Raw genomic sequence first — 12770 nt, forward strand, 5'->3', positions numbered from 1 at the left:
TTAATCACCAGGCTAGGAGTTGTATCCCTGGGGGTTGTTTTTTTGCCAGCGCCAGTGGTCTTCGCACATCTGGTCGATGGTTTTGGTGGTGGACCAGCTGAGGTCGGCGAGGGCTGAGGTGGCGTCGGCCCAGAAGGCAGGCAGGTCGCCGGCGCGGCGGGCGGTGATCTCGTAGGGGATGGGCTTGCCAACGGCTTTTTCGAAGGAGCGCAGGACCTCCAGGACTGACGAGCCGGTGCCGGAGCCGAGGTTCCAGCGGAACACCCCGGTGCGGTCGGTGATGTGGTTCAGGGCGGCGAGGTGGCCTTCGGCGAGGTCCACGACGTGGATGTAGTCGCGCAGGCAGGTCCCGTCCGGGGTGTCGTAGTCGCCACCGAAGACCATGAGCTTCTCTCGCCGGCCCACCGCGACCTGGGCGATGAAGGGGACCAGATTGTTGGGGATGCCTTGGGGGTCTTCGCCAATCCGCCCGGAGGGGTGGGCCCCGACGGGGTTAAAGTAGCGCAGCAGGGCGATGTGCCAGCGGGTGTCGGCAGCCCCGAGGTCGGAGAGGATGTCCTCGATCTGTTCCTTGGTGCGGCCGTAGGGGTTGTTGGCGCCGATCTCCATTTTCTCGACGTAGGGGACGGGGTTGTGTTCGCCGTAGACGGTGGCGGAGGAGCTGAAGACGATGGAGCGGACATTGTGCCGGTCCATGGCCCGGATCAGGTTCAGGGTTCCGACGAGGTTGTTGTAGTAGTAGCTCAGGGGTTCGCGGACGGATTCGCCAACTGCCTTGAGCCCGGCGAAGTGGATCACGGCATCGACATTGTTCTCGGCGAAAACCTTCTCGACGGCGGCCTCGTCCACGAGGTCCACGTGGTGGAACTGTGCTGTTTTGCCGGTGAGCTCTGCGACCCGGCGGAGGGACTCCTCGCTGGAGTTGACCAGGTTGTCGATGACCAGCACGTCATGGCCGGCTTCCTGCAGGGACAAAACAGTGTGGGAACCGATGTACCCGGTGCCCCCTGTAACCAGAATTTTCATGCTCTCAACGCTATCCCAAGTGTCACCTGTGGCGCCGGTTGGGGCCAACTTCCGGGCAGGATGACGGTGCTTTACGGGCCGACCGGCGGACAGGCCTGCGATGAGGGCACAGGTGTGCTAAATAGGAGGAGTGCCTAAAATCGTTCACGCCGGAGCCCGGCGCCAGGAAGTGGTGGAAGCAGTTTGGCGGATCATCGCCGTCGACGGATTGGAAAGGGCTTCGCTGCGGGAAGTGGCAGACGAGGCTGGGCTCGCGGTCGGTTCCGTGCGGCATTACTTTGCCGGTAGCGATGAACTGCTGGCCTTCTCCTTCGCGACCGTTATAGACAGCATCGTGGCCAGGCTGCAGGACGCATTGCCTGGAGTGCAGGACCACCCGCCCGCAAGTGCGGAAGGACGCACCGCCGTTTTAACACTGCTGGGCGAACTCCTGCCGCTGGACGAACAGCGGGCCGTGGAGGCGTGCGTCTGGATGGCATTCCGCAATGCCGCCAGGATCAAGCCTTTCCTGTCCGCAGAGGCGGACCGCAGCCATCGCGAGGTGGCCGCCGTCATGGGCAGCGTGATCACCGTGCTGCTGCCCGGGAAATCCGAAGAGGTGATGGTGGTGGAGGCGGAGAGGCTCCTTGCCACACTGGACGGCCTGTGCATGCATACCCTCCTGCAGCCCGGCTGGATGACTGCCCGGATGTGCACCGATGTCCTGGAGCGGCACCTTGACGGGTTGGCACGGTGAATTTCATTAACGTCGGCAACTCAGGGGAATAGACTGATAGCCGGGGGCGCGACACCGGATCACCAGACCCGGCAGGAGCGCGCCAGGGAAGGACCTCGGATGCAGCAAAAGACCGGTTCCGGGTGGCAGATCACCACCGACACGTCCGGACCGATGATGATCGCCCTGTATATCCGCGATGCCGCCGGACTCGACGGCGCTGGCCACCCGGCGCTTTCCCATGCAGCTCCCAAGATCCGTCATGCCGATCATTCCCACCTGACTGCCGACGTCGGGGGCTTCAGCGGGCTCAAGACAGAATGGGAGGCGTGGTGGGAGCAGTTGCTGAAGGCACATCCGCAGACGTCGCCGGAACTTTCCCCGCCCGATTTCGAGGCCTTCGGCAATTCGCCCGCCCTGCAGCGGGTACTCCAGGCGCATTTCGGCTCGGCCCTGACCTGGGCGCGGGAACGCAGGAGCGAGTATGCCGAGCTTGAAGCTGAAAGGGCCGCCAATGGTGCAGACCAGCTGTTGGAGGACATGGTGGATGACCGGCTGATGGAAGTGGGCCGCAACGCCCGCGACTTCAAGCTGACCATCATTGAACTGCCGTTGAACGAACAGCGGGCCTGGTACTTGGAGCCCGACAAAATCATTATGAGCCACCAGTTGATGGGCCAGCCGGAGCTGTTCCGCAGCTACGTCCAGCCTGTGGTGGAAATCCTCGTCTAGAAAAGGCCGGACGGGCGCCTCAGGCTCCCGTGCCTGCCGGCGACACCGTAATCCGCACCTGGCCGTCCGGGACCGCCGACTCCCGCCAGCCGTCCCGCTCGTCGCGCTCCCAGGTCCGCCCGGCAACTTCCACCTGTGTCACCTTAAGGGTCTTGGCATTGGCTACGGCCCATTGCGCCACGGACCATGCCTGGTTGCCGTCAGCTTCCACCAGCAGGGTTTGGCCTTCAACGGCGGAAACAGAGAGTCCGTAGGCCTGGGAAAGCTTGTCAGAAACGGCCGCCGGATCTCCGGCGGCATCTGCCGAGCGGAGGGTGCATCGAATGGCTTCGGGGGTCTGGCCGGACAGCCCGGAGGCAAAAAAGCGCCCCATCTGCTCGTGCTGGGCGTAGGCGGTGGGAAACGCCGATCGCTGCACCCGCTGCGCAGCTTCGGTGATCTCCATCGACTCGTAGCCGGGGATCTGGACCAGTGCGTCGTAAAAGGCGTTCGTCGCGTAAAAGGGGTCCATGATCTGCTCTTCGCTTCCCCAGCCCTGTGAGGGCCGCTGCTGGAACAGCCCCCGCGAATCCGGGCCGGCCTGATCGCCATGTTCGATATTGCGGAGCTTGGACTCCTGCATGGCGGTAGCCAAGGCTATGGTGGCGGCCCGGGGCGGGAGGCCGCGCTGGACCGCAACAGCGGTGATCAGGGAAGCGTTGACAGCCTGGTCCGGAGCCAATTCCGCCGTCTTGCCACTGACGACGGCGGTGCAGCGCTCCGAAACAAGGGTCTCGGAGCGCTGCACAAAAAACACCGCCGCATAGACGCCGCCGGCCACGAGTGCGAGGGCAAGCAGCAGCACCAACAGGCGGCGCAGGCCGCGTCTTCGTGCCATGAAAGGGATCAGTTGGCGTGCAGGGCGTCGTTCAGTTCCACGGTCTGGCCGGCACGGGGGAGTACCTCCACGGCGCCGGTGGTGGAGTTGCGGCGGAAGAGCAGGTTGGGGACCCCGGAGAGTTCGGCGGCCTTGACGATCTTGGTGGTGTCCTCGCCCACCTCGTCCTTGGGGCCGGGTACACGCACGCGGGTCCCTGCCGTCACGTAGAGGCCGGCTTCCACCACGGAATCATCACCAATGCTGATGCCCACGCCGGAGTTGGCGCCGAGCAGGACCCGCTCGCCGATGGTGATCTTTTCCTTGCCACCGCCGGACAGGGTGCCCATGATGGACGCGCCGCCGCCGACGTCGCTGCCGTCGCCGGTGACCACGCCGGCGGAAATCCGGCCCTCAACCATGGAGGTGCCCAGGGTGCCGGCGTTGAAGTTGACGAAGCCTTCATGCATCACAGTGGTGCCCTCAGCGAGGTGCGCACCCAGGCGGACGCGGTCGGCGTCGGCGATCCTGACCCCGGTGGGCACAACATAGTCCACCATGCGCGGGAATTTGTCGATGCCGTAAACAGTCACCGCGCCGCGGCGGCGCAGCCGGGCCCGGGTCAGTTCGAAGCCTTCCACGGCGGCGGGACCGAAGTTGGTCCAGACAACGTTGGGCAGCTTGCCGAAAATTCCGTCCAGGTTGATCGTGTTCGGGCGGACCAGCCGGTGTGAGAGCAGGTGCAGGCGCAGGTAGGCGTCAGCGGTATCGGCCGGGGCCTCATCGAGGTTGATCTGGACGAAGACCACCTTCTGCTCGGTGCCGCGGTCCTCGTCTGTACCGGCGTCGGCGATCCGGGTGAGTGCCTCATCCGCGTTTTCCACTGCCCGCAGGTGTTCGGCAACGACGCCCAGCGAGGGCGCGGGGAACCAGACGTCCAGGACGGTGGCATCACCATTGGCAACGGCAATGGTGGCCACGCCGAAGCCATAGGCGGAGCGTTCTTCAGTGGGGGCAGTCTGGGTTTCGGGCACAGCGGAGGAAGCAGTCTCAGTCATTGCCCCAGTCTATCGACGGGCGGGGACCTGCTCCGAACTAGACTGGCTTCGTGACTGCCGAAACCGCTCCGGAATCTTCCATCCTTCCCCTCGACCTCCGCCAGGACGTTGCGCTCCTGACGGCAGCGATCATGGACATCAACAGTGTGTCCGGCAACGAAACGGAACTGGCTGACGCCGTCGAAGCCGCCCTGCGCGCCATCCCGCAACTGCACATTGTGCGGGACGGGGATGCCATCATTGCCCGGACAGAGCTGGGCAACGCCGAACGCGTCATCCTGGCAGGACACCTGGACACCGTTCCATTGCCCCTGGCCGAGGGGTCCCTGGGTACGGTTCCGTCCAGCTGGGAGTCCGGGATCCCCGGCGTTGGTGTCCTGTACGGACGCGGTGCCACCGATATGAAGGGCGGCGTGGCCGTGCAGCTCGCGCTGGCTGCCAGAATGTTCGACGGCGGGACCGCGCCGAAACGGGACGTCACCTTTGTTTTTTACGACCACGAGGAAGTGGAGGCTGTCAAGAGCGGCCTGGGCAGGCTGGTCCGGAACCACGGCGACCTGCTTGATGGCGACTTCGCCATCCTGCTCGAACCCACTGACGGCACCGTGGAGGGTGGCTGCAACGGCACCAGCAGGTTCGAAGCGACAACGGTGGGGGAGGCCGCCCACTCCGCCCGGGCCTGGATGGGCAGCAACGCCATCCACGCGGCGGCGCCGATCCTGGCCCGGCTGGCTGCCTACGAACCCCTGACGGTGAACGTGGACGGCCTGGATTACCGCGAGAGCCTGAACGCCGTAAGAATCAACGGCGGAACTGCCGGAAATGTGATCCCGGACCGGTGCGTGGTGGAGATCAACTACCGGTTTGCCCCGGACAAGACGCCGGACCAGGCCGAAGCCGTGGTGCGGAAACTCCTTGAAGGCTTCGACGTGGTCCGCACGGACGCTGCCGCCGGGGCACGGCCCGGGCTCCAGCACCCCGCCGCCGCTTCCTTTGTTGCCGCGGTGGGAGCCGAGCCAAAGCCCAAATACGGTTGGACCGACGTCGCCCGTTTCAGTGAGCTGGGAATCCCGGCGGTGAACTTCGGCCCGGGGGACGCCCTGCTGGCGCACAAAGACAACGAGCACGTGGATGCGGATGCCATCCGGAAGTGCCTGCGGGCGCTGGAGGAATGGCTGGCAGGCTGACCCTCAAGGGCCATGGGCGGAGGGTTTCTTAAACAGCAGGGTTTCTTAAACAGCAGTGGCCCGGACCGCGGGAACCCAAAAGGGGCGCGGTCCGGGCCACTGTTGTTTGATCTGTTATGGAACGGGGGCTTCGGCCTTTTCGGGTTCGGCCTTGGCCACACCGCCCGCTGCCTTCTTCGAACCCCTGCGCTCAATCATGACCGCAATCCGGGATACGAGGATGTTGATGGCGATGTAAATCGCCGCGGCCACAAAGAATATGGGGAACAGGAACTGGGTTCCAAGGAAGTCTGCCATCACCTGTACCGCACGCAGGAGCTCGCCGTACGCCACGATGTAGCCCAGGGACGTGTCCTTGAGGAGCACCACCATCTGCGCCACCAGCGAAGGCATCATGCGACGGATTGCCTGCGGCAGTTCGATCAGCATGCGGGACTTGAAGCTGGTCAGGCCAATGGCCAGGCCCGCTTCGCGTTGCCCTTTCGGCAGCGACTGGATGCCGGCCCGGATGATCTCCGCGAACACTGCCGAGTTGTACAGCACCAGGCCGGTGACGACGGCGATGAAGGGCGAGGTGCCAAACCCCAGCAGGACGAACAGCATCATCAGGACCACGGGCATGCCGCGGAGGAATTCCAGCACCACCCGGATGGGAATCCGGATGAACGCCACATCCGAGATGCGCAGCAGGCAGAGAGCCAGTCCCAACGGGAAGGCGATCACGGCGGCCAGTGCGGCGGCGCTGAGCGTGGCACCCAGGCCGTTGCCCAGCAGCGTCCAGACATCGGCGCGGGTGAAGATCTGCCACCTGCGGCTCTCAAAAATCCCCTGTTGGGCGAAGGTCATGATGATCCAGGCGAGCAGGCCCAGGATCAGCAGCGAACCGACAATTGAACCGATCAGGGAGATCCGGCGGGCTTTGGGGCCGGGAACGTCGTAGAGTACCGAGCTCATCGGGCAATCGCCACCTTTCGTTCCACCGTACTGGCCAGGATGCCCAGCGGAACGGTGAGGAGCAGATAGAAGAAGGCTACGCCGAGCAGGACGGGGATCACGGCGTCACCGTTGGCGTTGGCCAGTTGCCGGCCGTAGCCGAACAGTTCAAGGACAAAGAAGGCGCCGGCCACGGAGGAGTTCTTCACCAGGGCGATCAGGATATTGATCAGCGGCGGGATCACCGTCCGCAATGCCTGGGGAAGGATGATGAGGTTCAGGACCTGCCCGAAGTTCATGCCGATACTCCGGGCGGCCTCGGCCTGGCCCACCGGGACGCTGTTGACACCTGAGCGGACAGCTTCGGCGATGAACGCTGCGGTGTAAGTGCTGAGGGCGATAATTGCGGCTATTTCGAACTGCTCGAACTTCACTCCGAGCCGGGGGAGGACGATGGCTGCGAAGAAGAAAGCGATGGTCAGCGGAGTGTTCCGGAGAACTTCCACATAGACGGTGCTGAAGCCGCGGAGCGCTGCCACGGGGGAAACCCTGGCTGCCGCGAGCAGGGTTCCGAGCACCAGTGCGATGACCCCGGAAACTACGGAGAGGAAAAGCGTGCGGAGAAAACCGTTCCAATACAAGGGCAGGTTTTCAAGAATGACGTCCATTGGATCCTTTGGCTGTGGGCGTGGACGGGTATGAAGGCCGTGGTTGCCGGGGCAGTGGAACTGCCCCGGCAACCACTGCGTTACTTAGTAACGGTTGATTTCGGGCAGCTCAGGGGCAGTCTTGATGACTGAACCTGCGGTTGCTTCCCAGGCCTTCTTGTAAGAGCCGTCCTTGTCGAATGCCTCCAGCTGGTCGTTGATCCAGTTGCGGAACTCGGTATCGTCCTTCTTCAGGCCGATGCCATAGGGCTCCTTGGTGAAGGTCTCGTCGGAGGCGAGCTTGAAGGCATCCGGTTCCTTGTCCACGAAGCCGGCGAGGATCACGTTGTCCGTGGTGACGGCTTCAACCTGCTTGTTGCGCAGCGGTTCAAGGCAGGCGGAGTAGGTGGCGGCGGGGACGAGTTCTGCGCCGTACTTGTCCACGATGGTCGCGGCCGGGGTGGAACCCGTAACCGAGCAGACCTTCTTGCCCTTGACGTCTTCAGGCTTCTTGATGGTGTCGTTGTCCTTGTTCACCATCAGCGCCTGGCCAGCCTCGTAGTACGGCCCGGCAAAGCTGACAACCTGCTTGCGCTTGTCGTTGATGGTGTATGTGGCGATGACCAGGTCAACCTTGCCCTGCTCAATGAACGGTTCGCGGTTGGCGGACACCGTCTCGGACCACTCGATCTTGTCCGCGGAGATACCCAGCTTGGCGGCGATCAGCTTGCCGATTTCAACGTCGAAGCCGACAGGCTTGCCGTCCAGGCCGACCTGGCCGAAGAGCGGCTGGTCGTACTTGGTGCCGATCTTGATGGTGCCGGCCGAAGCGAGCTTTTCCATGGTGGTGCCGGCCGCGAAGGTGGGCTTCTCAGCCACGGTGGGGTCGCTGGTGGTACCGGTGCCGCCACCGCCGCAGGCGCTGAGGGACAGTGCGAGGGCAGCGGTAGCCGCCACAACAAATGACTTCCGCCGGGTCAAAAATGCCTTCATGACATTCCTTTCATTGGTGGCCGTGGGTCACGGCCTGGGTGCGAACTGGGAGTGTTTGTTCGTAGGTGTTTCAGTGTGTGAGGAGCTTGGAGAGGAAATCCTTGGCACGGTCGCTCTTGGGATTGGTGAAGAACTCTTCAGGCGTGGCGTCCTCGACGATCTGGCCGTCTGCCATAAAGACCACGCGGTCGGCAGCCTTGCGGGCGAAGCCCATTTCGTGGGTGACCACGATCATGGTCATGCCCTCCTTGGCGAGCTGGACCATCACATCCAGGACCTCGTTAATCATTTCGGGGTCCAGCGCTGAGGTGGGTTCGTCGAACAGCATGACCTTGGGCTTCATGGCAAGGGCGCGGGCAATGGCGACGCGCTGCTGCTGGCCACCGGACAGCTGGGCGGGCAGCTTCGGAGCCTGGTGTCCGACTCCCACGCGTTCAAGCAGCGCCATGGCGTCCTTGTCCGCGGTGGCCTTCGCAACACCCTTGACCTTGATGGGGCCGAGCGTGACGTTTTCGAGGATGGTTTTGTGCGCGAAGAGATTGAACGACTGGAAGACCATTCCGACGTCGGCACGGAGCTGCGCGAGTTCCTTGCCTTCCTCGGGGAGGACCTTTCCGTCGATGCTGATGGTGCCGCCTTCAATGGTTTCAAGACGGTTGATGGCGCGGCACAAGGTGGACTTACCGGAGCCCGAAGGCCCGATGACCACAACAACCTCGCCCTTGCGGACCTGCAGATTGATGTCCTTCAAAACGTGCAGCTGGCCGTAATGCTTGTTTACGGCGTTCAGGGAGACGAGGGCATCGCCGGGCACATGAGTAGTCATAGGAAGAATCTAGCGAACAACGGCACCTTATGACGGGAATCACCCCAGGTTCCTGCGGATCGTGATTCAAGAGATACCTCGCACGGGCAGGTTAGCCTAGGGGAATGAGCATCAGTGCAGATCCGGCCAAAAACACCCAGCCGCGCCGTAAGGGACCCCTTGAGCTTCGCCGCAAGCAGGCGGCCGTGGAAATGTCCGACCAGCATCTGCTTGATACCAAGGGGCCCGGCCAGTTTGTGCACACGGATCCGTGGCGCGTCATGAGGATCCAAAGCGAATTCGTGGAGGGTTTCGGGGCCTTGGCTGACCTTGGCCCGGCCGTGAGCGTCTTCGGATCTGCCCGGACAAAGCCCGGCAGCCACTATTACGAGATGGGCGTGGAGGTGGGCCGGAAGCTGGCCGAAGCCGGTGTCGCCGTTATCACCGGAGGCGGACCTGGTTCGATGGAAGCGGCCAACCGCGGCACCGTTGAAGGCAACGGGGTGTCCGTGGGACTGGGCATCGAGCTTCCGTTTGAGCAGGGGCTGAACCAGTGGGTGGACCTGGGCATCAACTTCCGGTACTTTTTCGCCCGCAAGACCATGTTCGTGAAATATGCCCAGGGATTCATCGTCCTGCCCGGCGGCCTTGGCACCCTGGACGAACTCTTTGAAGCCATGGTCCTGGTCCAGACCCGCAAGGTGACCTCGTTCCCGATCGTGCTGCTTGGCGTGGACTTCTGGGGCCCAATGATTGAGTGGATCAAGGGAACCCTGGTGGCCGAAGGCATGGTCTCGGCCAAGGACCTGGACTTGATCCAGGTGGTGGATGATCCGGCTGAAGCAGTGAACCGCGTGCTGGGCGTGGGGGTTACCCCTTCACTGAACGGCGAACAGCGGCCGGAGTAACCATGGCCGCCAGGTCTGGCACCATGGGGTAGTGAGCTTTTTCCTGGTCTTCCTTGCCGTGCTGCTGATCGGCGCCGTCATCTGGGCAAGCGTGGGGGGCCGGGCTGGCAAGCAGGGCGGCCGCCCGCTCCCGGCCGTGCTGGATGCCGGCCTGGCGGAGCCGCCGGCCAACTTGCCGCCGGTCCTTCTGCCCGCCAATGCCGTGCCCCAGGACGTGGACAGCGTCCGTTTCTCCCTGGGCCTGCGGGGCTACCGGATGGACCAGGTGGACCAGGTGCTTGACGAACTGCGGGACCAGCTGGCGGCCAGCCGGAATGAAGTGGAAACGTTGAAGGCCCGGCTTGCGGACGTGGACCTGCAGGGCCCTGCCGCGGGGACCGAAGCAGGGGAGGCCTTGCCGGGGGACGGGGGCCCGGAAGCACCTGAACCTGGAAACAACAGACCTGGAACTTCTGGGCCCGGTACACCTGTGCCCGGCGCAGCTGTGCCCGGCCCACATGAACCGGGTGCAGGGCAGCCGGCAGCAGGGGAGGGCCAGGCTTGAGTACTGCCACTGGCCGCCGCACGGGAGTGGCGGCGTCGGTCCACTCATTGTCGCTCCGCTACCGCGCGGCCGTCCGGGGCTGGCCCTGGTGGCTGCAGGTCACCGCCATCTATGTCATGGCCCGGCTCGTCAGTGCCGGCATTTTTATGGCAGCGGCCCTGCACCAGGGACCCAACCCCTGGTTCGCGCCAAAACCTGACTACTGGAATTTCATCAACATCTGGGACGCCCGGTGGTACGCCAGGGTCATCGAGGGCGGCTACCCCACCACCCTTCCCGTGGATGCCGCAGGCAACGTGCAGGAGAACACGTGGGCGTTTTATCCCCTGTACCCGTCCCTGGCGGGCGGACTGGGCAGCCTCACGGGGTTGAGTCCGGCCGCCTCGCTGACCATTATCGCGATGCTGTCCGGCCTGGGCGCCGCGCTGGTGGTCTACACGCTGTTCCGGCATTTGGCGTCCCACGGGACGTCAATGTGGGGAGTGGCCTTCTTCGCCACGTTCCCCGTGTCAGCCGTGCTCCAGGTCCCCTACGGCGAGCCGCTGTCGCTGCTGCTGCTCGCCGCTGCTCTGCTGCTGGTGATCCGGCGCGAGTACCTGTGGGCCATCCCGGTGGTGGTGCTGCTGTGTCTTTCCCGCCCGGTGGGAGTTCCCTTCGCCGCGACGCTGGGCATCCTGTTGATCTTCCGCCTTGTCCAGCGCCTCCGGCGCAGCGAAACGGGAGGGCATACAACGCCGGACCTCGTGGCCCTCACCACGCTGACCGCTGTGGCAGGCGCCTCGGCGTTGGCCTGGCCCGCCGCTGCCTGGGCAGCCACGGGGGATATCCAGGCCTATACCAAGACCGAAACCGTGTGGCGGGGCCATGACCTGGTTCCCTTCAAGCCCTGGTTCGATACCGGGGTGGACCTCTTCGGTCCGGTGCTGGGCATCCTGGCGCCGTTCGTTTTTGTGGCCCTCTTCGCGGCCGTGCTGTACCTGCCCCCGGTGGTCCGTCTCGGCGTCGAACTCCGCCTGTGGTGCGCCTGCTACATGGGGTACCTGGTCACGTTCCTCCACCCGCAGACCAGTACTTTCCGGATGCTGCTGCCGCTTTTTCCGTTGGCGCTGGGGGCCGCGCTGCTGTCCCGGTCCAAGGCTTACCGGGGGACCGTTGTGGTGATGTTCCTGCTGCTGCAGATCGTGTGGATTGTGTGGCTGTGGGCCTGGGCGCAATTGCCGGGCGGAGGCGATTATCCGCCGTAGAATTTTCGACTTCTTTGCTGGTCAAGGTGCAAATTGCGCCGTGCCGGAAATGTCCATCGATTAGCTACGCGCGGGTAATTCCGCGATAATGGTAGGTAAGCAAGGACAAAAAGCATTTCAGAATACGCGCGGCCCTGGCGGTGTCCACCCACTCCGTCATGGCAGCTTGATCTACATGCGGACACAGCCCGCCCGGGCTGATCAGTCCTGGGACTAAATGGAGGGGAATTCCTCATGGCGGCTATGAAACCACGCACCGGCGACGGCCCAATGGAAGTCACCAAGGAGGGCCGCAGCCTGATCATGCGCGTCCCGCTCGAAGGCGGCGGGCGCCTGGTGGTCGAACTGAATGCTGCCGAAGCGGCCAACCTTAGGGAATGCCTGGTCGGCGTCACCGAATAATCATGCGGGACAGGGTCCGCAGCCTCGAAAGGCTGCGGATCCTGTCTTATTTTTTGACCGCTACGAGCAGGCCGTCGCCGGTGGGAAGCATGGCTGAAGCCAGCCGGTCGTCGTCGCGGATGCTTTTGCCCACCTGGCGCAGGACCACTGTGGTTGCTTCGCGGCCGGCAGGGTTGGCCACCTTGTCCTTGTCCAGGGCGTCGTTGATGATGAGCAGGCCGGCGGGCTTCAGGAGCCGGATGGCCTGCTCCACGTAGCCGGGCAGACCGGGTTTGTCTGCGTCGATGAAAACGAGGTCGTACGCGCTGTCAGTGAGCCGCGGCAGCACGTCGCCTGCGCGGCCGGAGATGGTGCGCGTCCGGTTGGCGGGGCTGCCTGCCTCCGAAAAGGCTTCGCGGGCGGCCTTGAGGTGTTCAACGTCAACATCGATGGTGGTCAGGACGGCCTGCGGACCGAGGCCCCGGAGCAGGCAGACGCCCGACACTCCGGCTCCGGTTCCGATTTCGACGGCGGTCTGGGCTTTGGAGGCCGCTGCCAGTACGGTGAGGACGGCTCCCACGCCGGGCCCGATGGGGGTGACACCGAGTTCGAAGGAGCGCTCCCGGGCCCGAAGCATGACCTCATCCTCAGCGGGCAGATCTTCTGCATAGGACCAGCTGGTGGACTTGTCGGCGCTCATGGATGTTCGCTTTCTGGGCGGGAGGGGGGAGTATCCTCTAC

General features: G+C 64.0%; 15 protein-coding genes. 7 read left to right on the forward strand and 8 right to left on the reverse strand.

Annotated elements, in window-relative coordinates:
• Window positions 1–12: 12 nt before the first annotated feature.
• Entirely contained in the window at window positions 13–1026 is a 1014-nt protein-coding gene (gene galE, locus QF038_RS06150) for a UDP-glucose 4-epimerase GalE (RefSeq protein WP_307609355.1), read from the reverse strand.
• A 130-nt stretch (window positions 1027–1156) separates the two neighbouring features.
• Between galE and QF038_RS06155 the strand changes: the two genes are divergently transcribed.
• Together QF038_RS06155 and QF038_RS06160 are read left to right on the forward strand one after the other, a co-directional pair.
• Complete coding sequence (locus QF038_RS06155) at window positions 1157–1762, forward strand: TetR/AcrR family transcriptional regulator (protein ID WP_307609356.1); 606 nt, start codon at window positions 1157–1159, stop codon at window positions 1760–1762.
• A gap of 99 nt (window positions 1763–1861) precedes the next feature.
• A complete protein-coding gene (locus QF038_RS06160; RefSeq protein ID WP_307609357.1) occupies window positions 1862–2473 on the forward strand; it encodes a hypothetical protein in 612 nt (203 codons plus the stop codon).
• A gap of 19 nt (window positions 2474–2492) precedes the next feature.
• Here QF038_RS06160 and QF038_RS06165 read toward each other — a convergent pair whose 3' ends face one another.
• Window positions 2493–3350, reverse strand: a complete 858-nt coding sequence (locus tag QF038_RS06165) for a hypothetical protein (RefSeq protein ID WP_307609358.1) — start codon at window positions 3348–3350, stop codon at window positions 2493–2495.
• An 8-nt stretch (window positions 3351–3358) separates the two neighbouring features.
• Entirely contained in the window at window positions 3359–4387 is a 1029-nt protein-coding gene (gene dapD, locus QF038_RS06170) for a 2,3,4,5-tetrahydropyridine-2,6-dicarboxylate N-succinyltransferase (RefSeq protein WP_307609359.1), read from the reverse strand.
• A gap of 50 nt (window positions 4388–4437) precedes the next feature.
• Here dapD and dapE point away from each other — a divergent pair, with 50 nt between their 5' ends.
• Complete coding sequence (gene dapE, locus QF038_RS06175; protein ID WP_307609360.1) at window positions 4438–5574, forward strand: succinyl-diaminopimelate desuccinylase; 1137 nt, start codon at window positions 4438–4440, stop codon at window positions 5572–5574.
• Between the two features lie 114 nt (window positions 5575–5688).
• Here dapE and QF038_RS06180 read toward each other — a convergent pair whose 3' ends face one another.
• The 4 genes from QF038_RS06180 to QF038_RS06195 form a co-directional block, all read right to left on the reverse strand.
• Complete coding sequence (locus tag QF038_RS06180) at window positions 5689–6528, reverse strand: amino acid ABC transporter permease (protein WP_307609361.1); 840 nt, start codon at window positions 6526–6528, stop codon at window positions 5689–5691.
• Entirely contained in the window at window positions 6525–7175 is a 651-nt protein-coding gene (locus tag QF038_RS06185) for an amino acid ABC transporter permease (protein WP_091415348.1), read from the reverse strand. The genes QF038_RS06180 and QF038_RS06185 overlap by 4 nt, the downstream gene beginning before the upstream one ends.
• Window positions 7176–7259: 84 nt before the next feature.
• On the reverse strand, window positions 7260–8147 hold the full coding sequence (locus QF038_RS06190) for a glutamate ABC transporter substrate-binding protein (RefSeq protein ID WP_307609362.1): 888 nt from the start codon (window positions 8145–8147) through the stop codon (window positions 7260–7262).
• 70 nt (window positions 8148–8217) lie between these two features.
• Entirely contained in the window at window positions 8218–8973 is a 756-nt protein-coding gene (locus QF038_RS06195; protein ID WP_050054449.1) for an amino acid ABC transporter ATP-binding protein, read from the reverse strand.
• Window positions 8974–9077: 104 nt separating this feature from the next.
• Between QF038_RS06195 and QF038_RS06200 the strand changes: the two genes are divergently transcribed.
• From QF038_RS06200 to QF038_RS06215, 4 genes are all read left to right on the forward strand, one after another.
• Entirely contained in the window at window positions 9078–9860 is a 783-nt protein-coding gene (locus tag QF038_RS06200; RefSeq protein WP_307609363.1) for a TIGR00730 family Rossman fold protein, read from the forward strand.
• Window positions 9861–9891: 31 nt separating this feature from the next.
• On the forward strand, window positions 9892–10404 hold the full coding sequence (locus tag QF038_RS06205; RefSeq protein ID WP_307609364.1) for a DivIVA domain-containing protein: 513 nt from the start codon (window positions 9892–9894) through the stop codon (window positions 10402–10404).
• A 116-nt stretch (window positions 10405–10520) separates the two neighbouring features.
• Window positions 10521–11648: a hypothetical protein gene (locus QF038_RS06210; protein ID WP_307613413.1), complete on the forward strand. Its 1128-nt coding sequence runs from the start codon at window positions 10521–10523 to the stop codon at window positions 11646–11648.
• A 234-nt stretch (window positions 11649–11882) separates the two neighbouring features.
• Window positions 11883–12050 (forward strand): DUF3117 domain-containing protein, encoded by a 168-nt coding sequence (locus tag QF038_RS06215; RefSeq protein ID WP_083435355.1) that lies wholly within the window; start codon window positions 11883–11885, stop codon window positions 12048–12050.
• A 46-nt stretch (window positions 12051–12096) separates the two neighbouring features.
• Here QF038_RS06215 and QF038_RS06220 read toward each other — a convergent pair whose 3' ends face one another.
• Window positions 12097–12729 carry an O-methyltransferase gene (locus QF038_RS06220; RefSeq protein ID WP_307609365.1) on the reverse strand — a complete coding sequence of 211 codons (633 nt, stop codon included), beginning with the start codon at window positions 12727–12729 and terminating at the stop codon, window positions 12097–12099.
• Window positions 12730–12770: the final 41 nt, after the last annotated feature.

This window comes from Pseudarthrobacter sp. W1I19, from assembly GCF_030817835.1.
Lineage (GTDB): Bacteria > Actinomycetota > Actinomycetes > Actinomycetales > Micrococcaceae > Arthrobacter.